This is a genomic window from Shewanella sp. 10N.286.51.B7 (assembly GCF_002873615.1).
Classification (GTDB): domain Bacteria; phylum Pseudomonadota; class Gammaproteobacteria; order Enterobacterales; family Shewanellaceae; genus Shewanella; species Shewanella electrodiphila.
Genome location: NZ_MCUF01000035.1, coordinates 74222 through 97914, shown reverse-complemented (window position 1 = coordinate 97914; position 23693 = coordinate 74222). Strand labels below are relative to the sequence as shown.

Here is a 23693-nt window from a genome sequence, read left to right as displayed (position 1 = left end):
AAGCACCCTGTTGTATGTATTTCTCTATTGAATCTACTTTTGAGTATTTCCCCATTTCACACAAAACTCAATAAAATGCTTTAATAACGGATTTTGGTATTTATCTTTGTGGATCAATATCCAAAACTCTCTTTGCATGTCTACAGGTACATTTATTTTACTCACTCGCTGGCTCTCTAAAGCATATTGCGCTGCAATATTAGATAAGCAACCAAACCCCAAGCCTGCAGCGACTGAATTAATCAGTGCTTCTGTAGTATTTAGCTCAACACTCGTATGCCAATTCCCTATATGAGGCGCCAGATTTTGCATAAAACAGTCCCTTGAGCCTGAGCCTTGCTCTCGTAATACCCAGTGACTGTTATCTAATGAGCTTAACTCAATCATGCTTTTTGCTGCTAAAGGATGATTAGGCGAGCTAATCACACACATCTCATCTTGGCTAAAAGGGATGGCGATAATATCTGGGTGATGGTGCTCACCTTCAATCAGGGCAATGTCTAGCTCAAAATCCACCAGTTTTTGGCAGATATGTGCTGAGTTTGATACGAACAAACTTTGTGATTCATGGTGATATTGCTGCCTGAAAGCACTGAGTATTATGGGGGTTAAATGGTTACCTACAGTGTCACTACTGCCAATACGCAGCTGCCCAGACATGACTTGCTCATCGTTAAACATCAGACTGATATCGCCAAGTCGGTTGATTAACTCATCCGCAAGCGGCAGCAGTTTATGACCCTCCTGATTGAGTATTAAACGATTATTCACTCGATCAAAGAGCGGATGTCCTAACTGCTTTTCAAGTTCAGCTAACCCCATGCTGACGGCAGCTTTTGAGAGACACAAATGTTCAGCCGCTGCGGTAAGAGTCTTATGTTGGGTGATCGCGCTAAAGACATTCAACTGTTTAAAAGAAATATGCGGGTTCATGGTTGTCTCATTTTAATTGGATCCGGATTGAGGCTTTTATTGAGGTTGGTATTGAGAGTCGTATTGAGGGTCGTACTAAGGTTAGTAATTACAAATACGTTCAATTTAAATTAACCCATGTTTTAAATTGTTGGATATATACAAACAAATAGCAAGCGTATTATGGCCTTAATTAAACAATTCCTCGCGGTTGATAGCGCAATATCAGGCTAAGCAATCGCAATAATTAGCTTGAGGTTATTATGATTCAGAAAGCAAAACTTAGGTTATTAATGGCACCTACACCTATGGCAGGGCTGGCGTTAGGTATCGCAAGCCTAGGTTGGAGCTGGGAAAGTTTGGCCAATTTACATGGGGTAGGTCAATGGCTCAGTGCAGCGATAGCTAGCGTATTATTATTGGTACTGACGTTTAAATTTCTGGTCCATTCTCATACCTTAAAGCAAGATTTATCGCACCCTGTGGTGGGGAGTGTCGTGCCCACTTTTGCGATGGCAACCATGGTGGTGTCTAACTCGTTAGGCCAATTTTCAGCTATCGCTGGCGATGCATTATGGCTGTTAGGTTTAGTGCTCCATATTGTGTTTTTAGTCAGCTTCTTATATCACCGCGCTAAGGATTTTGAATTACATCACATGGTACCAAGTTGGTTTGTACCACCTGTTGGGATTATAGTTGCTGACGTTTCATTTTCAGGTAACCCTCAATTAGCTTTTTTAGCGCATCTCGCATTAGTGTTTGGCATGTTTGCTTACGCGATTATGTTACCAATGATGATTTATCGTCTTATGTTTACCCATGAAATTCCAGATGCTGCTAAACCGACACTGGCTATTCTTGCCGCACCAGCCAGTTTATCCTTGGCCGGTTACTTAACGGTGACTGCGGATCCTTCTCCAGTGATTATCGCGTTATTGTTCGGCATTGCAGTGTTAATGACCGCGATAATCTACCTGGCATTTTTTAAATTACTGCAATTACCATTTAGCCCTGGTTATGCGGCTTTCACGTTCCCTATGGTGATTGGTGCCACTGCATTATTTAAAATGGTGACCTGGATGGAAAGCATTGGCATGGCAGATGAGTATGTTCAACAAGTTAGGTTACTGGCAGGTGTAGAGTTAACTATAGCCACGGTGGTCGTTGCATATGTGGCTTTTCGATATGCTCACTTCTACCAAGGTGGGACAAAGGTTAGCGTTTAAAAAAACGTTTAAGGCAGGTGTAGCAAAGCCAATCAAAATGAGTCATTGGCTTTGCTGTCATTTACTTTAGCGCTTGTTGGTTTAGCACCACTTGCTTTAATGACTATCCACGAAAGGGTTTATCACTAATTTATGTTCAATTTCAGTTGGTAATAAAGGCGTATGCTTTTGCTTGGCATATTGCTCATAACCATTGCGGTAATAGGGGGACAAGGGATGACCTGATTGACCGCCAGGTATCGACATAATGGCATCTTGTTCTGCCCCAGGTTGCACAATGAAGCGTTGTGAAGCGCCAAAAGATTTACCTTGTACAGCAGGCATAAAGCTATCACCAAAACCTTCAATTGTAGGCATATCTAGCCAACGACTTAATTGCGGCAATTGTTTCGAAAAGGGATGTTGAATGGTCAGTTGGTTGACCTTGCCCCAGCGTAAATCGGTTAGTTTTTTCTTTGGACTATGTTTTTTAAGTAAAGCTGCAGTGGAATCTTGATAAGCCGAGACAGCAAAGGATTGCCAATTAGCATGATTTTTAGGTAGCCATGTTGCTGGTTGCTGATTCAATATTTGCCACATAGGTGTTTCTAAATAACGCTTGATAGCCGATAAGCCACTACTACGCTGTTTCAGCTCGGTTTCAATAGGGGCAAAGGTTTGATCGATTAACGCAGTTCTAAATTTTCTAACGAGGGTATAACCCACAGAGTCAGCACAGGCACACTCGCCCCAACTGGAAATATGTTTAATATCTTCAGCAAATAACACAGGTTGCTCACTGAGCACCGAAAGTAAATATTGCTGCCAAGGCACTAAAAATCGCGCTTCATTATCCAGTTGTAACTGATAAAAATCATCTTCAGTAAAGTTATTATTAGCCAGTAATCGGTCGCGGATTTGCGCGGCGCGAGCGCCAAGGGCATAGCCGCCATCGCCATATCTTAATTGCGCTTCAGCAGATAAAACTCTTGAATTAGCAGTCCAGATACGATGATTGTCAGGATTAATCATTTCAGGCATTACTGCTTGTTGTTGCTGCCAATTATCTTGTTGATAACCATTAGTGGATTGGGCTGTATCGGAAGGATTATCACGTGCAGGAACTGCTCCTGCGATTTTCCAGCCGGCGTTCCCTTGAGCATCTGCTAACAGCATATTTTGCGCTGGAATGCCGATTTGTGTAGCCAACTCCGTTGCTTGCTCAACACTTTGTGCATTCTCTAAAGATAACAATGCCATGTTAACGGCATAATCAGTATGTCCTACCCAAGATAAGGCATAGTCGATACCGGCAACAGTTTTGACAGGGCCATATTTGGATACTTGAACGGTATAATTAACTTGGCCTTCGGGTAAATCAATGGGTTCGTACTCAAGTTCTATTTCAGTGTCTGAGCTGATCTCTATCCAATCTGCAGTATCGATATAACTGTTGGTAAAGCCCCAAGCTAACTTTCCGTTAGAGCCAACAACAATGGCAGGGGCGCCAGGCAGAGATACCCCTGTAATTTGCTTTATGTTATTTGATTTATCTGCATCTGAGCGATGAGTGCTAGGGTAGTTGAGTTGAGCGCGATACCAAATAATCGGCACAGCAAAAGATAAGTGCATGTCATCAGATAACATGGCGCGACCAGTACCTGTTAATTGGCTAGTCACTGCCCAGTTATTACTGCCCACTTCTACTGGCTCTTCAATATCTTGATTTATCGCGCTAATGAGAATTTGTTCTTCAAGTTGTGGAATACTGCCTTGGTAAAGCGCTATTTGGCTATTATCTAATGCTGCTTGATGATGACTAGGCTGGATTAAAAATGCGAGCATATCATTGCCAAAAGCTTGCTGTAATTGGGTTAATGCCATATCGCGTTTGATTGTGTTGCCTTGCAAATCTAGGTACATGCTGTAAATCACTAACAAACTATCTGTTTCATGCCACTCACGGGGAGATGAATTTGTTAAAAGATATTCAAATGACAATACCGTTTGGTCGGCAAGCGCTTGGTTAACGCCTTTAGTGTATGCCGTTAAAGAGGCTTTATCTTGGTCTGGAAGTTGTTCAAAAATATGTTGGGCACGTTTTCTAAGCTGATGAAAACGGCGACTCTTATCTAGGTCTAATGCAGCTTTACCGAAGATTTCAGAAAGTTCGCCCGCTGAGTTTCTACGCAGTAAATCCATTTGAAAAAAGCGGTCTTGGCTATGGGCGTAGCCGATGGCGTAAGAGGCATCAATGCGACTATTAGCTGTTATGATTGCTGTACCTAAGGTATCACGCTCAATGGTGACTGGTGCTGAAATATCTTCACTGATAATAGTGTTGGATAGACTTGGCATACTCAGCCTTAACACGCAGTATACGGCTAAAATAATGGCAGAAGAAAACAAAAGCAGCGAGGCAAGTGTGTATTTGGTTATCTTGGATTGTAAAACCTTATTAAGGCTGACTGACATGTTTAATTACCCATTGGAGTGACCTGCCTATCATAACCAAGGTTATTGAAATGTTAAAAGTAGTTTTTGAAGTTTTACAGATAAAAGCAAATAAAAATGAATCAGTTAGCTCTGCATCGCTGAGTTTGAGCTAACTGCACTTGTTTTGAGTTGGCTTAAATTAGGTTTATTGATTGATTTTGGCTTTAAATTTCGCCTTGGTGTCATCATTAGCTTTGTTATACCAGTAATCAAGCATTTCGCCGATTTCGGCTTGATCTTCAGCAATGGTTTTAGGTTTAACGGCAAGGTTTGGTGTGACAGGTTCAGCTGGATGATTGATAGATGGAGCTGACGCCGCCGTTGCGGCAATAGGTACTACTGCTACCTGAGCGGCAGGTGCGAAACGTGGCACTGAAGCAATGTGGCCAGCTTGATTGTAGGCAATCATTTCTTCTGGGTAATCACGACCAATTTGTAAGCCAGCTTTAATCAAAGCTTCACTTTGAAAAGAAACAGTACTTCCTTGCTTGTTGGTGAGAGTCATACTGGGGGTTTTATTGAACTTGTTGGCAGCATTTTTATTGCGAATTGTTGGCAACGTTAACTCATATCGGTCATTCTGAGCATTAAACGTTAACACTACAGCATTGGAGTTAAATTGGGTTTGCATGCCATTATCGCGATAGTTGACCACATAATTAAATACAATTTGGTTTTCACCTTCAGAAAGCTTTATATCTCTATCACCGCTATAAACTTGGCCATTGAGCACTTTAACTTCAACACTTGTTGGGAGCTCTAACACGCTGGCAGCATATGCTAATGGAGTAAGGGTTAATAGTAATAGGCTAAAAAATAAGGATTTTGAGTTCATTTTATTCTCATTAGAGCTAAGGGCCGCTTCATAACACTGATTGCTGCGACTTTGATGTTTATGGGATTACCTGCATTCACGAACAGCCAAGTATGCAAGATTAAGTTATAGCAAACCTAACAAGAGTTACATAATGCAGAGGACTTGTTTTTAATTGATCAAGCCTTGTTGCTAACCCATTAAGCCTAACTTTTGATAATCAAAGAACTTACGGTGTTCAACACCTGCTAAATTGGTATTTACTTTGTTCGGGTGTTTATACTCGCCCCAGCTTGCCACATGACTGCCGACATTTAATACAGGGAAATCTGTAGTGTTATTGTCAGCAATGACGTTGTCACTGACACCAATAAAGCGCAATAAAGTGTGTAAGCTATTTGGTTCATTAAGCTTAATTGTCAGTAAATCATCTCTGTCAGCAAAGTAACGGTACACAGCTTGCTGATGAGATAAATAACATTGCTTTAAGCGAGCCTCGTCCAGTAAATCGTCGGCACTTAAATCGCCGAAAGTCTGCTTAAAACACCGCTTCAAAATGGGGTGAAAGGTACCTGTTTTATCGGCCAGATTAGGCACCATTTTTGTCAGCAGCATTTGAATTGAATTAATCCAAGGCTGTATAGGACGATCGATATAGATGAATTTGGCTCCAGGGAAAATCTTATCTAATTGCGGGTAATCACAAAAACAAGGCACATCAGAAACCACATCAGCCACTTCAAAGGCTTTTTTAGTTAGCCCAATATGTGCAACCTTAAAACCATGCTCTAACAAGGCGACACTGACGCTGGTGGTACCTGTTCTTGGAAGGCCGATAATAAAAACTTTATTCATAGAAGCTAGATACAGCCTTAAATTGGTGTGAGTGCTTAGATTCAACTATTTCTTTTAAATAATTTGTGCAATTTAAGTGCGGTATAAGACTTTAATCACATGCCAACCGAATTTAGTTTTAACAAGGTGTGGGGTGATGAGTTCACCTGTAAAACAAACTTTGTCGAACGGAGGCACCATTTGGCCTTTTTTGAACTCACCGAGGTTACCGCCACTTTTACCAGAAGGGCATGAAGAGTGCTTTTTGGCAAGTACGTCAAACTTAGCGCCTTTTTCTAGTTGCTTGATTAAATCTTCAGCTTGCTGTCTATGTTTAACTAAAATGTGCAATGCAGCCGCAGTTCTGGCCATGTTGATACTCTCCAATAATATAGCCGCTAATTATAACGTGAATCATAACTTGCAAGCCAGAGTGGCAGTTGGGGGCGATAATGATTTTTTTGTGATTAATCTGAGTTTATATAGCTTACGTATTCGTTATAACAGCGTGATATGGGTTAATATGAAGGATGAATTTTTGCAAACTAGCACGTTAATATGCTCGTTTAAGAGCCCCTAATTAAGCCCGCTGATTAAGAGAACCTGATGATGACAGCCTCCGCAAGATTGATTTATGTTTATGATCCTATGTGCAGTTGGTGTTGGGGCTATAAACCTAGCTTACTTGGATTAAAAACGCAGTTAATCGAACTGTTCCCAACCCTTGCAATTGACTATAAAGTGGGTGGTTTAGCGCCTGATTCAGATATGCCGATGCCAGCAGAAATGCAGCAGTTTTTAGCTCAAACATGGCATAAAATTGCCCAGCAACTCGGTACGGAGTTTAATCATGCTTTTTGGCAAGAGTGTCAACCAAGGCGTTCAACTTATCCAGCTTGTCGAGCGTGTATAGTTGCTAGAGAATTTGCTCTTGAGTCAGAAATGATGCTTGCGATTCAACAGGCTTATTACTTACAGGCAAAGAACCCATCAGATCTTGATACGCTTATTGAAGCAGCAGAAAGTGTAGGTATTGATAAAACGGTTTTTGTTGAACGTTTATCGTCAGCAGAAATAGCACAAGCATTTATGAAAGAATTGGATTTTGTGCATCAATTACCGATTAGAGGTTTTCCATCATTGGTATTGCAAGTGAATGGACAAAATATCGGGTTACACTTGGATTACCATGATCCTCAAACGACGATAGATGCGATAACTAAGGCCTTATAATGAATAAGAAGATTAGCTAACTCAAGAATACCATCTGTGTTGGTCTCTATATGGACTTTAGGGTATTAACAGATTACAGATATAAAAAAACCAGCTGAGCGATCAACTGGTTTTTATTCTCTTTCAGAGAGGTTAACGCTTGATTTAGTGAACTAGCTTGGCCAAATCTGGTAAATGGTCAATCTGCATTAAGCAGTGCTTAAATCAAGGTTAAAGGACTTAAATACCCAAGGGTATTAGTCTACACCGTGACAATCAGCACATTCAGTGATTGTTAAATCTGGTGTATGTAGATCAGCATCTAATTCGTGCGCATCAGCAAAGCTGTGACAATCATTACACGTTTCGATGTTTGCTTCCATTTCAGCATGTTCTTCAACATTGATTGCTTCATGACAATCAACACAATCAACAGCAAAAGCAGAACTTGCAAACATAAGTGCAGCAATCATAGCTAAATATTTCATAGTAACTCCATCATCAGTTAAGGGGCGTTATCGCCCATGCTAGGTGTTAAACCTGAGCAATTCGCGCTGACTCAATGACCGCATCTCTTAATGCAAATAAATCCGTTACTTTATAACTAAGGACACTGAATATTGGTTAGCACATTTTAATTTAGTATTCGTAATGCAATGTTAAGCAGAAGAGTGAACTCTTAAACTTAAATTACTCTACCTACGATACCATCTTATTGATTTATGTTAATTAAAACTTAAAAGAGCGCTTAAAGCCACTTTTTTACATCTTCTAGCATAGTTAAATTTCAAGGTTGTGATCTGCTTAATAAAATTCTTAAACTTTAAAATGTGTTTTGAGGCTCGTATCTAAGCATCAATTATCTGTTTATGTGCAGTATATTGTCACTAAGATGAACCCAAGATGAACGAATTGTTATTGTTGAAATTACAAGCTTTGAAATTACAGACAATGAAATTACAGGCTTAGAAATTCCAGACTTTTGAATTTTCGGGCTTTTGAATTTACAGGCAAGAAATCACAGACATTGAAACTCTTGGTTGTGAAATCCATTACGACTATATAGTTGACTCAGGAGTTCATGCTGCTGATACTTTGATCCACTCGTTTGGTAATGGCTGCATCAAATCGCTGACTTGCTCTGGGGTATTGTTGAGCCAACTGCTAATGGCTGTTGAGGGGATAAATAGCGGCATGCGGTGATGATATTGGGCGCACTTATCATTAGGTTTAATGGTTAAGGTGACTAATTGTTGGAGATCTGGATAAATGACACCAGCCATGAATAAAGGTTTATTAGCCGCATGGGAAAAGCGGTACTTTTGCTTTTTCGCTTGGCCTTCATCGCGCCATTCAAACCAGCCACTACATGGGATCAGGCATCGATGTTGATTAAAAGCCTCGGCAAATGTGGGTTTGTCTGCGACAGTTTCAGCTTGGGCATTAATGATGAGTTTTTTGGACCATTCAGGTTGTATCCCCCAACTTTGCTGAGTAGCAATAAGCTTACCATTTGTAGAACTCAGCACTGTAACTGGATCTGTCGGCCTTAAATCAAGATTCGTTTGAATACTCAATGGCTGGTCAAATAGTGGATCGAGTAGTCCTTTCATGCCATCAAGTAAGACCTCCAACCTGCCACACATAATGTGTCCCTTCCATTTCAGTTCTTGAACAATATTGTCCCGTTAACGTTAGCATTATAAAACTATTTTTTGAGATTATTTTCATAAAAAAAGTCTCGTTAATTGGTCAATTTTTATAAAAATTCAAACGAGCGTATAAATTTTTGAATTATTTTTATCTTCAGCGTACACGTGTAAGTTCATGAATTGGCAATAATTATTTTTAACGATGGCTTTGTTACTGTAAATATTAGCTTTATTTGCCAATTAGAATATTTGATCTAATTTAATTTTTGTGACGTAATGCACACTATTATTCTGGTCTGATGAGTGTAGAACTATGAGCATAAGAACAACATTTAAGAAAGTATTGCCGAGTATTTCAACGACTGAACAAGAAGCATTAGATGCGGGCGATGTTTGGTTAGAAGGATCAATTTATCAAGGTATTCCTGATTTTGCTGCATTACGTGATATTCCCAATGCAACCTTATCGCTTGATGAGCAAGCTTTCTTAGATGGCCCTGTGCAGACATTGATTGAAATGGTCGATGATTTTGATATTCAAAATGGTAAGCACTTGCCAGATGATGTACTGACTTTTCTAAAAGAGAATAAGTTTTTCTCGCTGATTATTCCAAAGTCTTACGGTGGATTAGAGTTTAGTCCTTATGCTAACTCAACTATCGTTGCGACTATTGCTGCTAAAAGTTCTGCTGTGGCAGTTACTGTAATGGTGCCTAACTCGCTAGGTCCTGGCGAATTGTTAATGCATTACGGTTTAGAGAACCAACGTAACTTCTGGTTACCTCGTTTAGCTAATGGTTTAGAAATTCCATGTTTTGCACTGACTAGCCCTGAAGCTGGTAGTGATGCTGGTGGTATTCCTGATATCGGTACCGTCACTATGGGAGAATACGAAGGTAAAGAAGTGCTTGGCCTTTCAGTGACATGGGACAAACGTTATATCACTCTAGCGCCTATTGCCACGGTACTAGGGCTTGCATTTAAAGTCGAAGATCCACAAGGCTTGTTGGGCGGAAAGGAACAACTGGGTATTACTTGTGCGCTTATTCCAAAATCACATCCTGGTGTACAACTTGGCAACCGTCATGATCCTATGGGCTGTCGTTTCTATAACGGTACGACTCGTGGTGAAAACGTGTTTATCCCTATGGACTTCATCATTGGCGGTCAAGATAAAATTGGCCGCGGCTGGCAGATGCTGGTTAGCTGTTTAGGTGCAGGCCGTGGTATTTCATTACCTGCATTAGGTGTATCAGTCAGTCAGTGCTCATTTAAGTCTTCTGCTGAATACGCAGCAGTACGTGAGCAGTTTGGTTTATCAATTGGTAAGTTTGAAGGTATTCAGGAGAAGCTGGCTGATATCGCAGGTAAAACTTACCTACAAGAAGCCATGCGCGTATTGACTACTGAAGGCTTAGGTCTTGGCTTAAAGCCATCAGTGGTAACGGCGATTGCCAAATACCATATGACAGAGTTAGGTCGTGATATTCTTGATTCAGCTATGGATATTCAAGCGGGTAAAGCGATTCAGCGCGGTCCACAAAATACCTTAGCGTCAGGTTATGTGGCTCAGCCAATTGCGATTACAGTTGAAGGTGCCAACATCCTTACCCGTAACCTAATGATATTTGGTCAAGGTGTGATGCGTTGTCATCCACATTTACAAAGCATGGTTGAGTCTATTCATAGTGACGCCAGTGATGCTGATAAAACCTTTAATCGTATCTTCAGACAAACAATTGGTTACAGTGTTGGTAATAGCTTGCGTGCATTTAAATTGGGTCTTTTACCCTTTACCGCACCTGCGCAATCATCATTACCTGAAGTCATAGGTTACGAAAAATCTGTACATAAATTGGCATCAAAATTAGCCGTTTATGCTGACTTCTCGCTACTTGTATTAGGCGGAAAACTAAAGCAAGCAGAAATGCTGTCAGCTCGTTTAGGTGACGTAATGAGCTACCTGTATGCAGCAATGGCATCGATTCGTTTTTACGAGCAGAAAGTGTCAGCTGAAGAACGTAGCCAAGCTAAGCCATATTTTGAGTACGCGACTCGTTGGTCTTTATGTAAAGCTGAAGAAGCCATATTGGCATTTTTAGAGAACTTCCCGTCTAAGCCTACGCGTCAGTTTATGCGTTTAATCACCATGACTTACTCAGGTAAAATGGTAAAAGTGAATGATGATTTGGTGCGTGAATTAGCAGAGCAAGCTCAGCTAGATACTGTATTTAAGAAGCAATTAACACACTTGATTAAACCGGTTGCTGGTGATGGTAATTACATTAATGAGCAAGCTTATCTAGCTAAAATGGCTTGTTTACCACTGTTGTCAAAAGTGAAAAAATCACTTAAACAGCGTGTATTTAAAGCGGGTGTTCGCTTCTCAATTACGCTTGATAATGCACTTCAAGCTAATGTCATTACAATGGATGAGCACAAGCAATTACAAGACTACAATCTTAAACGTGAGCGAGCGATTCGAGTTGATGAGTTTGATTTTGATTTGAATCTCATCTCAGACAAAGCAAACTTAAAAATCGCTAACTAAAGATAAATTTAAGTTTCTTACTGTTTAAGTCTCTTACTGTTTAAGTCGCTTACTGTTTAAGTAAACCAATTTAAAAGGCCGCTATTAAGCGGCCTTTTTGTATTTAAAAAGAAATGGAACTAACAAAATATATAATTGGTTCGAATTTTAAGCAGATCACAGATTGAAAAAAATTTTACCTTATAGGTATTTCATTAGGTGAAAATTTGAGCTTGGCAGCATTTTTCTTAGCTTAGTTTGGTAAATAATAAAGTACTTATTACTAGGGCCTGTTGAACTTTCAAGGTTGTTTTTGCAGCGAATTGTTGGTCATTTATACAAGGCAGAGACTTTGTGGTGTAGTTATTCTACATAAAAAATCGATAACGCAGTAAAAATGACCAACAAACGCTGCCCGAAGGGGTCGACTAAAAGCGTTTTACTCTTTGTTGAATACATCTTTGTAAATAAAAGGTGCTTAGATGACTAGGCATCAATTCATCCGCCTTGATTAAAACGCTTTTATTTCGAACGAAACTTAACCGGCAAAGATCAACTGGCCCTGAACTAGGAGGCAAAATGGCACGATTATCTTTGATGACAAACGTAATTGTGATGTGTTTACTTCCTGGGATTTCACACGCTGCAGATATCATTATTGGTGGAACTGTGGGTTATCAAACTCACAGTACTTCATCTTATTCAGGTTTATCTAGCAGTGAAGAATGGGGGATTAATTATCAAATAAGAAATAGTGTCGACATTGGTGATGCGAGTCGCTTATACGGAACGTATTCTTTTAACTCTGATGACATGACGTATCATGAAGGTGTGCTTATTTCTTATGATAAATTATTTTTTCTAGAGCCATCTAATCAAGTGAGTTGGTTTATTGGTGCATCAGTAGGGCTAAGCGGTCATGAGTTTCAAATCACAGATATAGATCAAACTTACTATGATTCAAATAGTTGCTATGTATTTGGCGCTCAGGCAGGATTAATGTTTGATTTTGGTAATGCATTTACATCTGAATTGGGATTTCGCTATTTAAAGCATAATGATACTTCTTCAGTTCAAAACCTAGGGGCGGTTTCTCTGTCTGTAAATGATGCGGAACAAGTGTATTGGGGAGTCGATTTGAGCTTTTGAAAAGGATTAAAAGTATCAATGTATCTTAAGAAAAATAAAAGGCTGCCACGAATATGTCGGACAGCCTAATTATAGTAATGTGATTATATTAGCAATTAAGATGCTTTAATCGCGTTACCTTCAGAATCTTTAAAACTACCGACTGCAATCATGATGAAGTCGATTAATGTCCAAATACCTAAACCACCTAAAGTAAGTAGCATTAAGATACCAGTACCGATTTTACCTGTGTAAAAGCGGTGCACACCTAAAGAGCCCAAAAAGAAGCATAAAAGTAGTGTTGGTACGAAACCTTTTTCGCTTAATTGAACAGGTGTTTCTGCTGTTTGAACTTCTGACATAATAAATCCTTTAATTATATTTTTTGTCCTGGATAGGTAATTAATTTACCTTTCCCGTCTCTGTAGCTTCCAACAAGAAGCATAAATGTCACTACAACAGTGTGTATAACATCAATAAGAATAAGACCTGCACCTATGAGGGTGAGCGTAACATCTCCAAACTGTATTAGGATAATGCCAACAATGGCTAACGTTAAATCGAAAAAACCATGTAAAACTCTGCCACAATAAAAATGGTGAATTCCTAAAACGCCAAAAATACCCGATAAAATAACCGCAGTAGCGTATTTTTTATCAGACTTGACTGATTCAGTCACTTTCAACCTCCTTGATGAAAATCTTAAATCTTTTATATAGCAAAGAGTTAGCTTAATCAATTACAAATGTTAAATTTAACTTAAGAATGTGTCTCAGATCTTATCGTTAAGGTGCTCGAGTGTGGCTTTTTAGCGAGTATTGAAATTGAGATTTGTATATTGAATATGAAATTTTATTTTACATTCAATGTTTTAATGGTTTGGTAAATGAAAGGGTTATTGTAATTGTTGTTTTAATTAGGCATGTTAAGACTTGGTTAAAAATGACTGCTTTGGCAATGGGCATAAGGGAATCAAATGTTGACAAGAACACAACACGATACGAGACATGACAGTTTAACAAAGCGCCTAGGCTATTCATCAATAGCGATACTAGTTTGCGCAATATCTCCCTTTGTAAACGCAGCTGATTATAAGGTTATTCATGCCGGTGAGCTGTTAACCGTTGCCAGTGAAAAACCATTGCAGCAATACTCATTGATCATTAGAGATGACAAAATTACTGAAATAAAAAAGGGCTATGTCACTTTATCAAAAGATAAGGTAATAGCGACTGATACCGTTGAATATATAGATTTAAAAGACAGTTTTGTCATGCCTGGCTTGATGGATATGCATGTGCATTTACAAGGTGAAATAGGGCCTAAAAATGACAGTGAAGCGCTCCGGATGTCAGATGCAGATGTGGCAATGAGAAGTGCATATTTTGCAAATAAGACCTTACAGGCTGGCTTTACTACAGTACGTGATTTAGGCGCTAAACCTGAACAAATATATGCACTGCGTGACGCAATCAATAAGGGCTGGTTGCCTGGACCAAGAATTGTTGCATCAGGCGGTGTGTCGGTAACTGGTGGTCATGGAGATGTGGACGGTAAAAGCCCAGATTTATTGGATATGCTGACCTCTAAAACCATTTGTGATGGCCCTTTTGATTGTCGCCGCGCGACTCGCCGTGCAATTAAATATGGTGCAGATGTCATTAAAATAACCTCAACAGGTGGGGTGTTGTCTGATACCAATACTGGTACAGGTCAGCAAATGGCCAATGATGAATTAAAAGAAGTGATTGATGCCGCTCACGCATTAGGGCGCAAGGTTGCCAGTCATGCTCATGCGGCTGAAGGTATTAATGCTGCGCTACGGGCGGGTGTTGATAGTATTGAGCACGGCAGTTATGCCAATAAAGAGTCAATTAAGTTATTTAAAAAGTCTGGAGCTTATTTAGTTCCGACTTTATTGGCTGGTGATACTGTAGTGCAAATGGCGAACTCGAAAGGCAACTTTATGTCTGATGCGATTAAAGCGAAAGCGATTCGTGTGGGTAATGACATGCAAAATAACTTCGGCAATGCGTATAAAAAAGGTGTAAAGATTGCTTTTGGAACTGACAGTGGTGTGTCTCGTCATGGTGATAACGCTAAAGAAGCGGTACTGATGTCTCAAGCAGGTATGTCGAACAAAGATATTTTAATTTCTGCCACCATTAATGGCGCTGACTTAGTGGGGATGTCAGAATCAATCGGCACCTTAGAGCAAGGTAAACAAGCTGATGTTATCGCGATGAAAGTGAGTCCATTAACCCAAATCGATGCATTACTTAATGTGCAGTTTGTGATGAAGTCTGGCGACATCCATAAACAATAAATCAGTCGTGTGGATGGAGGTTAAGCTGACTTAATCATGAGTCAGCTTAATCTATCCGCGAAGAGTCTAATTTGATTAATACCATTCAATAATTGGCGTTAAACAGCTTACTCGACCCAATGTAAAACATCTTTGATGACCGACCAACGAGGCTTTTTAGGTTGGGCATTTTCACCTAAAATCCAATAGCCATAAAGTGTGTCGACATAACCTGAGGATTGTTGGATGGATAACCAACTGTTTAAGAAGGTATGCAGCGAGTGATTACCTTTAGCTACAGCGTATGAAGCTGGGAAGGATTTAATTTCTTCACGGTTATACATGGCAGTATATTCGGGGTATAAAATCGTCCATGTTTTGCCAGCTTCTAAGCTAATTAATAAGGCATCATAGTTTTCACCATCATCTTCAAAGAATAACTTGTCTGAGTCGATAGAGCTAAACTCAACATTATCAAACTTTTCTTGAATGTGCGGAATGATGGAGTAGTCACCGACAGAGGCCACTCTCACCTTTTCAGCTTCATGGATTAATTGATCTGTTTTAAATTCATCAGCACGGTAATCCTTCACGACAAAGGCGTAGTGTAAATCGAGTACGGGATTAGTGAAATCGACAAAGCCAATACGGAAGGTGGTCATTTGTAGCCCTGAAATGGTGATATCAAATAAGCCACTGTTGATCCCATCCAGCACATTGGCTGAGTTATAAGGAATGAATGCCACTTTAATTTCTAGTTCAGCGGCAAGTTTTCGCATCATTTCAATATCAAACCCCACAAGATCCTGACCAGCATTGTAGTAGGAAAAAGGCACTTGAACAGGGTTATAGCCAACGCGTAATAGCCCGCTTTGTTTTATTTGCTCTATGGTTCGTGGGCCATTCACTTCAAGTTCTTCTGACCAGTTAAAAGCCGTGATTTCTTCAGGCACTTCTGCGGCAGAGCTCATTTGAGCAACAACTTCATCCATGTTGTATTCAGTATCAACGATACTACTCAATACCCAACTGGTGCCTAGCAGCGTGATTCCGAAAACAACTGGGGTAATGGCACTACAAAGAATGAGTCGCTTCATGCTGATTTTAGCAATACCTGCCAGCATGGCTGTGCCACCGATGGCGAGAATAAATATATTCATTGCGGCTAATAGCGAAGTAAATCGACTGGTGAACAAACTAGACACCATATAAAGCTGGAATAGATCAGATGATAATTCTAATGAGTCAAGAAGCATCGGAATAGTCAGATAGACACTACCAAATAAGCTAATCAGCCCGTTAACAGACATAGGAAAATAACTGAGGAAATCGAGTTCTTTACCTGAAAACCAAGCAGCAAATAACACAAATACAATGGTGAGGAGCTTACCTAAATTAGGAAAGCTAAAGACCACAGGGATAATGATATTGGCGTAATCATCGGTTTGCTCATCACCGATATTGTACTTATGGAATAGCTCTTTAGTGCGTTGAATGAGTAAAGGTAAAATAATGAAAATATTACCTGCCGCAAATGCAGTGATCATCGCGTCTTTAGCAATTCCTGTAATGTCTCGGTAGGAAAATGGGGTGATCACCATAATGATTGCCGGTAACACCCAATAGGTCAAAATCACCGTCATTACCACATGAGCGACAAAGTACACCTGCAATTTTTGAAACTCGTCAAAATCCATGGTGCCAGCGGTGGCCGCTGTCATGGCGAAAATGCCAATGGGCATGAGCATCACAATGCTTTGTGTGACCTTATTAAAAGACTCACCTAATAATTGCAAAGGACGCATCAAAGACTCTTTGTCTTTAATCGAAATAAGCGCGATGCCTGTGGCGACACAAAATAATACAATGGCTGGGATGTAACTATTCGATAATGAAAAAAATGGGTTAGATGGGATATATAAGTCTAATAAATTGACTGAATTAGGGTCTTGGAGCGCAGTTAAGCTAAAGAACTCTCCCGCTTGCCACTCAGGAAATGTGTATTTGATCAAATACATACTGAGTAAACCCAATAGCCAAATGACTAGCATCAATTTACCCACTTTAACGCCCAGAGATTTTGCTTGCTCTAAGGTTAAACTGCCTAAACTCGAAATAAGCGACACGATAATATAAGGGATGATGGTCATTTGTAGAAGCTTGATAAAAGCATCACCAATTACAGACATCCACGCGAGCATTTCGCCAAAAAATAGCCCTGCAATGATGCCGCCAGCAAAGGAGAGTAACACCCAACTCGACATGCTGAGTTTGTTCTTTTTAGGTTCTTTATTGGCGGGCGAAACCGCCTGTGCTTGCTCTGGGCTTTGTGCAGTATTATTAGTGGGATCTGCTTTATCATTGTCTGGTGTGGCCGTTGCCATATGAATCCTTTTATATGCTCTATTTCGCGAATGGTGATATTGCTATTGCTTGCGACTAATACACTAACTGAATGAGTTAGCTGCAACTAACAAGCTGTTGCGCTTGGCCATGAATCGCGAGTGTTTGGTGGTAGCAATCGACATACTGATTAACTTTAATTTCAGTATTAAAGTGCTGAATCGCTCTTGCACGCCCAGCTTTTCCAAGTTGCTGTTGGTACTGGTTATCAGCAAAAATCTTGCTAATGGTGCTAGCCATACTTTGCGCATCTTCAGGTGGATGCATAAAGCCAGTTACACCTTCTTCGACGACCTCAGGAATGCCATCAACATTGCTACTAACCGTTGGCACCCCACAGGACATTGCCTCTAGAATAACCATACAGAAAGACTCGCGGTAACTTGGCTGAATTAAACAGTCTGCATTAGCAATATAGCGTTCTACCTTGTTCACTGAACCAGTAAAACGGACTCTATCTAAGATGTTGAGTTGACTACATTGCTGTTTAATTTTTTCGATATCCGGACCGCTACCAACCAGCACTAGCCTGACTTTTTCATCGCAGTGTAATTGACTAAAAGCATTAACGACGGTTTGGGTGTTTTTTAGCGGCCTGAAATTTGAAACGTGCATTAAGATTTTTTCGTCATCATTTGCCAATGTTCGTCTTAGGTTTTGGTCAACTAACTCTGGGGTAAAATCGTTGGCATCAATAAAATTATGCACCACATTAATGGGTTGGTTTATTTCAAACTCTTGCTGAATATATTGGCGCTGGAAATTGGATACTGTCGTTAATAAGGTACTTTGATTCATGCTGAAGGTATTTAAACGCTTTATCGCATTATCTTGACCGACAATCGTGACATCAGTTCCGTGAATAGTGGTAACAATCGGGAATGAATATTGGCAGATATTACTGGCTAGAAATGCACATAAAGAGTGAGGAATAGAATAATGAGCGTGGATCAAATGTAATTGATATTGTTCGACGACTTCGACAATTTTGGCGGTTAACGAATAGGTATGTAGTGGACCTTCAAATAAAGGATAATTTACTTCGTCTACTTCATGAAAGTAAACATTACTATAATTTTGGATAAGCTTAAATGGTCGTTTATGGGCAATAAAATGCACTTCATGACCTAATTTTGCTAAGCCAATACCCAACTGAGTGGCCACTAACCCAGAACCACCAATGCTTGGGTGGCAGACAATACCTATGCGTAACTTATTCATCATTTTTCACTCGTATCCTTACTAGCGTGCTCAGCGCAATGAAATGGCAATTATGAATAATAATCGTAATGTTATTTTTAGGTTAACTTTTTGAATATTGCAATATTTTTCTATCTAACTGTATGGGGCATCTGTTCAGCGAGATAATGACAATGCACTATTCACTATTCACTATTCACTATTCACTATTCACTATTCACTATTCACTATTCACTATTCACTATTCACTATTCACTATTCACTATGGCATAAATAAAAAACCTTCGCTTTATACTGTAATTCGACAATATGACAATATGACAATATGACAATTTAAGGTAAGGGAAAATAAGCACTTTTAAGAGACTAAAAAGCCTAATGTATATTGATACATTAGGCTTTAAGGCAAACTAATTGGGTTCAAATGTTGATTGAGAAGTTAATCAACCCAATGTAAAACGTCTCGGATAATTGACCAGCGAGGCTGAGGTGTAGTGGCACCTTTACCTAACATCCAATAGTCATAAAACTCTTGTTGATGACCATCGACCTTACGCAGTTTTTGCCAATTATTAATATAGTTCAGTAATGACTGGTTCGATTGAGCCACCGCATAAGCCACAGGATAACGATTTTTACCTTCTAAAATCGCAATGCCGTAACCTGGGAAAAATAGCGTCCAGGCTGACCCTGCCTCTGCGCTGATAACCACAGCATCGTACTTGTCTTTTTTCTGCCTGAAGAAATCTTTGTAACCTTCAATTTTGACAAATTTAAGATGGGGCAACTGCTTCTTGGCTTCTTTGATTTTGTCATCATGTTCAACATAAGCCACGGTGACATCTTCCATGGCCAGAATCGACTCATTGGTTTTAAAGCTATTGACGCGGTGGTCTTTAGTGGCAATGGCGATATTGAGTTCTAATACTGGATCGCTGTAACTTAAGCGATCCATTTGTTTGATATCCATGGCAAGCCCTGACATAGCCACATCAAAAAAGCCTGCTTGCAATGACACAGCAAGCTTATCTTTATGAAAAGGAATGAATTCGATATCAACATGTAAATCTTCGGCTAGTTTAGTGGCCATCGCAGAATCAAAGCCCACCAATTGACCTGAGTTATTGTAATAACTAAAGGGCACATTACTTGGAATATAACCGACTCTTAACACGCCACGCTTTCTGATCGTTTGTACATCGACTATTGGCTGAGAGGGTGTTTTACCTACTTCAGGAAACTGTCGGGTTACTTTAGTAGGCACTTTGTCAGCTACTTTCATGTTGGCAATCACGCCACTAGTGATTTCAGGGCTAGTAATAAATACCCCCATCCCAATTCGACACACTAATATGGTGACTATGGTACTGGCCACTAAGCCACCAGACATTTTAATTAATTGCGGCGCACGAATTTTAAGACAACCTTGGAATAAACAAACTGTCAGTAAGGTTAATGCGAATAAATTCATTACCGCAGCAATAGAGTTAAATTTACCCGTTATAAAGCCTGACATAACAAATAATTGGAATAAATCAGAAGGTAAATGCACTAAGTCGAGCATAAAGGGGATTGCAACATAAACGCTGCCAAATAGTGATAACAGGCCACTAATCGATAAGGAAGGAATAGCACTGATATCAACAGGGGTACCATTAAACCAGCCAGCAAAATAAACAAACAAAATAACCGTGAGTTTACCGATATTTGGGAAGGTAAAGGCAATAGGTACAAGAATTTCAATTAGGGTTAAGCCGTCTTCACTAAGGTTATTATGCTCACGCATGATCTGCTTACATTCTTCAATAATCACGGGAATGACAATAAAGATATTACCAGTAGCAAACGCAGTTACTAGGCTTGCCTTAGTAATGCTGACGGTTTGCATATATGTAATTGGTGTTAGCGAGCAAACAATCCAAGGTAAAATCACAAAGGTGAGCAATAAGCACAAAACAAAGTAGCTGATTAAATACACCTGCATACTGGCAAATTCATCGACCCCCATCGTTCCTGCCGCCGCTGCGGACATAGCGAAAATACCAACCGGTAATACTTTAACTAAGCCTTGAGTAATGCGTGAAAACGTTTCGGTAATGGTGTGCATGAAAGAAAGCACTTGGTTTTTATTATCACCTTCCATGCCGATGAGTGCCAACCCCATCGCAATACTAAATACCACCATAGCAGGTACATAACCTGCAGCCATGGATTCAAATGGGTTTGATGGTATGTAAAGCTTGAAGTAATTAATCGGTTCTACAGGTTCAATAATGCTGGTACTGAAAAAGGAGGCGGATTCTACAAATGGGAATGACAATGGCATTAATGCAGTAAGCACCAATCCGACCAACCACAACAGCAACATGATAAGTCCCGCGCGACTAAAAATTAAGATAGCAGTACTTTTTTGCAGTTTCCCAATACCGCCAATCAGCGATACAACAATGTAGGGTAAAACCGTCATCTGCATTAATAAGATGACACCATTACCTATGGTACTTAGCCAGCCAACGGATTCGCCAAAGAAAATACCAACAGCAAAACCGACAAACATGGCAATTAGCATTTGTGTTGAACTGGTCATTGAAAGTAATTTTTTAACCACGTGTCGTATCCATTTATTATGTTATGCCTGCGGCGTTTGAGTCTTAAGGCTCATTAAGCGCTTTATTTATTGCATAGTAGGTTACTGAAAGTTTATCAATTGTCAGGTTTTAAGTGGTGAAGCTGTTAATTTAAATCAATATTAACAGTCTTATTAATCAATAGTCAGACTTTAACGAATAAATTTTAGCGATAAAATAGGTTAGTAAATGCTAATAAATTGGCGAGGAATTGGGGGATGTTGGTGATAGCTATTGGCTCTAACTTTAGTTATGGCCATAAAAATAGCCAGAACAAATGAACTGGCTATTAGATGTAAATGGATTTGCTAAGGGGGTTTATAGTGGCTTTAGTTTGCCTTTTGCATCAGCAATACATTGATAGTTTTTAGATTGCATAAACTCAGCAAGCTCAGACTCAATACGCTCGAAACAAGCTTCGCCTTCTTTTTCAAAACAAGTAGCAATTTGTACCGCGTCCGCGCCTGCTAATAAATATTCAAACGCATCGATACCGGTTTTAATGCCGCCAACACCGATGATTTGAACATCATCATCTAACAGTTCACGAAATGCGCGCACATTGGCAAGGCCAATAGGCTTAATGTAATCTCCACATAAACCACCAAAGCCGCCTTTAGGTTTAATGATAGGTTGCTCTGTGTGTGGATCAATCACTAAGGTGTTGCCGATAGAGTTAATGCAGGTAATGAACTTTACTGGGTATTTCTTGATGATATTGGCCACTGCAATAAAGTGTGACATATCAAAATACGGCGCTAATTTAATCCCAATAGGTTTATTGCCTAAGGCGGTAATCGCGGCAAGTGCTTGGTCTGTCTGTTCAAAGTCATAAGCGACTTGAGCTTTACCAGGGATATTAGGGCAAGAAAAGTTTACTTCAATTAAATCGACGTCACTGTTTTGAAACGCGGTGACCATTTCAATATTATCTTCAACGCTAAAGCCCGAAACACTGACAATGACAGGTTTCCCCAAGGCTTTTAATTGCGGCACCATTTCTAAATACGCTTTGTATCCAAGGTTGGGGAGCCCCATAGACTGGATAGATCCTAATGGCAGGTTTTGATATCTAGGTTCAGGGTTTCCTTCGCGCGATTCAATTGTACAAGACTTGGTTACCACGGCTGCCGAGTTGGATAGTGCAATGGTGTGCAACTCATCCCAAGTGGTACATTTAGGGCCAGAGGCATTCATCAAATAACTGTCTAGCTGTGTTCCAGCAATTTGAGTGGATAAATCGATGTTCATGAAGCGTCCTCTTGACTGAATTAGTATGGATAAAACAATACGACCGCTTTGAGGTGATTAAGGTTTTTGAAAGGTTTTAAATTATTCACCGCCAAATTGCGCCATAGTTTATTCAGCAAGACAATATAGACATTGATTAGAAACAAGAAAAAAGCAAAAGAGACAATAAATTTGTAATAGTGTTAACTAGAGCAAACAAACAAGAAACTCAAAGTGACCTGCAGCGGCTAGGTCACCAGTTCATAAGGGTTTATTTTAAGCGATAAATAACTTCTACACGTTCTTCAACGCTCACCTCACCATATTGATAACTTTCTGCCATATCGCTTTGCATTGCGCTCATTCTCATCATTACGGGTTGCACTGGGTGCTGTGTTAAGTAACGTATTTCCCATACGCCATCGAGTTCACGGTCAAAACCTTGCGCTAGAGAGTGCGCTTTGTGCTTTGCATCTTTAATGGCTGCTTGTCTTGCTTGCTCAATAGCTTGGGTTTCATCGGATGATTTTAAAGCAATATTTTGCACTCGGTTAATGCCTTCTTCTAGAGCTGAATCCAGAATGTCGTTTAACTTAGCTAACTCTTTAACGCTAACCGTCAACTGTCTGCTAGCACTATATCCGGTTAATTCTTTAGGTTGGTTTGATGGGTAATGATATTGCGGTTGAATGTGCAAGTTTGCACTTTGAATGTCCTGTTTACTGACACCAGCCTGTTTAAGGCGTTTGATAAACTTAACGACCGCTGCATCAACCGCTGTTTTAGCTTCTTTGGCGTTATCTTTGGTTAAGCTTACTTGTACTGAAATCTCTGCCATATCAGGGGCTACTTTAACTTGGCTGGTGCCAACGGTTTCTAAGTGAGGGAAATCATAGTTAGCGGCTATTGCGGTATTGGTTGTTAAACCGAAAACGAGCCCAGATGCGATTAATGTACTTAACAAGGTTTTTCTTAGTGTGTTCACATTGATTAATTGAGTCATAATTGCTCCAGCAATAATAGAAAGTAAATTCGTTGTTATTGCTATAAACGCAGACAATATAGAAAAGGGTTATTTTTTTAAAAATATTGTTAGAACGTTGAATGGATTGTGCTGGCTAACAGGTTGCTAGCTTTATGAAAGG

19 protein-coding genes are annotated in these 23693 nt (G+C 39.8%); 5 read left to right on the top strand and 14 right to left on the bottom strand.

Annotated features, from left to right (window positions below; genetic code table 11):
• Nucleotides 1-33 precede the first annotated feature (33 nt).
• Nucleotides 34-933, bottom strand: coding sequence for a LysR substrate-binding domain-containing protein (locus tag BCU84_RS10970; protein ID WP_102528123.1), 900 nt, complete (start codon nucleotides 931-933; stop codon nucleotides 34-36).
• 242 nt (nucleotides 934-1175) lie between these two features.
• On the opposite strand from BCU84_RS10970, the gene BCU84_RS10965 reads away from it, so the two are divergent.
• The gene (locus BCU84_RS10965) at nucleotides 1176-2138 is read left to right on the top strand and encodes a TDT family transporter (RefSeq protein WP_102528122.1); all 963 of its coding nucleotides are present in this window, start codon (nucleotides 1176-1178) and stop codon (nucleotides 2136-2138) included.
• A 96-nt stretch (nucleotides 2139-2234) separates the two neighbouring features.
• On the opposite strand, the gene BCU84_RS10960 is transcribed toward BCU84_RS10965, so the two are convergent.
• The 4 genes from BCU84_RS10960 to BCU84_RS10945 form a co-directional block, all read right to left on the bottom strand.
• Nucleotides 2235-4475, bottom strand: a complete 2241-nt coding sequence (locus BCU84_RS10960; RefSeq protein WP_347231189.1) for a penicillin acylase family protein — start codon at nucleotides 4473-4475, stop codon at nucleotides 2235-2237.
• A 283-nt stretch (nucleotides 4476-4758) separates the two neighbouring features.
• Nucleotides 4759-5448: a DUF2057 domain-containing protein gene (locus tag BCU84_RS10955; protein WP_102528120.1), complete on the bottom strand. Its 690-nt coding sequence runs from the start codon at nucleotides 5446-5448 to the stop codon at nucleotides 4759-4761.
• Between the two features lie 171 nt (nucleotides 5449-5619).
• Nucleotides 5620-6282, bottom strand: coding sequence for a sulfotransferase family protein (locus BCU84_RS10950; protein ID WP_102528119.1), 663 nt, complete (start codon nucleotides 6280-6282; stop codon nucleotides 5620-5622).
• A 72-nt stretch (nucleotides 6283-6354) separates the two neighbouring features.
• Nucleotides 6355-6633 carry a peptidylprolyl isomerase gene (locus BCU84_RS10945; RefSeq protein WP_102528118.1) on the bottom strand — a complete coding sequence of 93 codons (279 nt, stop codon included), beginning with the start codon at nucleotides 6631-6633 and terminating at the stop codon, nucleotides 6355-6357.
• A gap of 234 nt (nucleotides 6634-6867) precedes the next feature.
• Between BCU84_RS10945 and BCU84_RS10940 the strand changes: the two genes are divergently transcribed.
• Nucleotides 6868-7494 (top strand): DsbA family protein, encoded by a 627-nt coding sequence (locus BCU84_RS10940; protein ID WP_241906414.1) that lies wholly within the window; start codon nucleotides 6868-6870, stop codon nucleotides 7492-7494.
• 236 nt (nucleotides 7495-7730) lie between these two features.
• Here BCU84_RS10940 and BCU84_RS10935 read toward each other — a convergent pair whose 3' ends face one another.
• A complete protein-coding gene (locus BCU84_RS10935; protein ID WP_102528117.1) occupies nucleotides 7731-7961 on the bottom strand; it encodes a cytochrome c3 family protein in 231 nt (76 codons plus the stop codon).
• A gap of 591 nt (nucleotides 7962-8552) precedes the next feature.
• On the bottom strand, nucleotides 8553-9119 hold the full coding sequence (locus tag BCU84_RS10930) for an SOS response-associated peptidase family protein (RefSeq protein WP_102528116.1): 567 nt from the start codon (nucleotides 9117-9119) through the stop codon (nucleotides 8553-8555).
• Nucleotides 9120-9438: 319 nt separating this feature from the next.
• Here BCU84_RS10930 and BCU84_RS10925 point away from each other — a divergent pair, with 319 nt between their 5' ends.
• Complete coding sequence (locus BCU84_RS10925; protein WP_102528115.1) at nucleotides 9439-11676, top strand: acyl-CoA dehydrogenase; 2238 nt, start codon at nucleotides 9439-9441, stop codon at nucleotides 11674-11676.
• A 558-nt stretch (nucleotides 11677-12234) separates the two neighbouring features.
• Nucleotides 12235-12804, top strand: coding sequence for a hypothetical protein (locus BCU84_RS10920; RefSeq protein WP_102528114.1), 570 nt, complete (start codon nucleotides 12235-12237; stop codon nucleotides 12802-12804).
• Nucleotides 12805-12899: 95 nt separating this feature from the next.
• On the opposite strand, the gene BCU84_RS10915 is transcribed toward BCU84_RS10920, so the two are convergent.
• Both BCU84_RS10915 and BCU84_RS10910 read right to left on the bottom strand, forming a co-directional pair.
• On the bottom strand, nucleotides 12900-13145 hold the full coding sequence (locus BCU84_RS10915; protein WP_102528113.1) for a TM2 domain-containing protein: 246 nt from the start codon (nucleotides 13143-13145) through the stop codon (nucleotides 12900-12902).
• 14 nt (nucleotides 13146-13159) lie between these two features.
• Entirely contained in the window at nucleotides 13160-13462 is a 303-nt protein-coding gene (locus BCU84_RS10910; RefSeq protein WP_102528112.1) for an NINE protein, read from the bottom strand.
• Nucleotides 13463-13759: 297 nt separating this feature from the next.
• Here BCU84_RS10910 and BCU84_RS10905 point away from each other — a divergent pair, with 297 nt between their 5' ends.
• A complete protein-coding gene (locus BCU84_RS10905) occupies nucleotides 13760-15109 on the top strand; it encodes an amidohydrolase family protein (RefSeq protein WP_102528111.1) in 1350 nt (449 codons plus the stop codon).
• A 107-nt stretch (nucleotides 15110-15216) separates the two neighbouring features.
• Here BCU84_RS10905 and BCU84_RS10900 read toward each other — a convergent pair whose 3' ends face one another.
• The 5 genes from BCU84_RS10900 to BCU84_RS10880 form a co-directional block, all read right to left on the bottom strand.
• Nucleotides 15217-17472, bottom strand: a complete 2256-nt coding sequence (locus tag BCU84_RS10900; protein WP_102528110.1) for a cation:dicarboxylase symporter family transporter — start codon at nucleotides 17470-17472, stop codon at nucleotides 15217-15219.
• Between the two features lie 76 nt (nucleotides 17473-17548).
• Nucleotides 17549-18715 (bottom strand): N-acetyl-alpha-D-glucosaminyl L-malate synthase BshA, encoded by a 1167-nt coding sequence (gene bshA / locus BCU84_RS10895; protein WP_229370655.1) that lies wholly within the window; start codon nucleotides 18713-18715, stop codon nucleotides 17549-17551.
• A gap of 415 nt (nucleotides 18716-19130) precedes the next feature.
• Nucleotides 19131-21299: a cation:dicarboxylase symporter family transporter gene (locus BCU84_RS10890; RefSeq protein ID WP_102528109.1), complete on the bottom strand. Its 2169-nt coding sequence runs from the start codon at nucleotides 21297-21299 to the stop codon at nucleotides 19131-19133.
• A gap of 337 nt (nucleotides 21300-21636) precedes the next feature.
• Complete coding sequence (locus BCU84_RS10885) at nucleotides 21637-22569, bottom strand: dihydroorotate oxidase (RefSeq protein WP_102528108.1); 933 nt, start codon at nucleotides 22567-22569, stop codon at nucleotides 21637-21639.
• A 250-nt stretch (nucleotides 22570-22819) separates the two neighbouring features.
• Nucleotides 22820-23551 carry an oxidative stress defense protein gene (locus BCU84_RS10880; RefSeq protein WP_102528107.1) on the bottom strand — a complete coding sequence of 244 codons (732 nt, stop codon included), beginning with the start codon at nucleotides 23549-23551 and terminating at the stop codon, nucleotides 22820-22822.
• Between the last annotated feature and the right edge of the window lie 142 nt (nucleotides 23552-23693).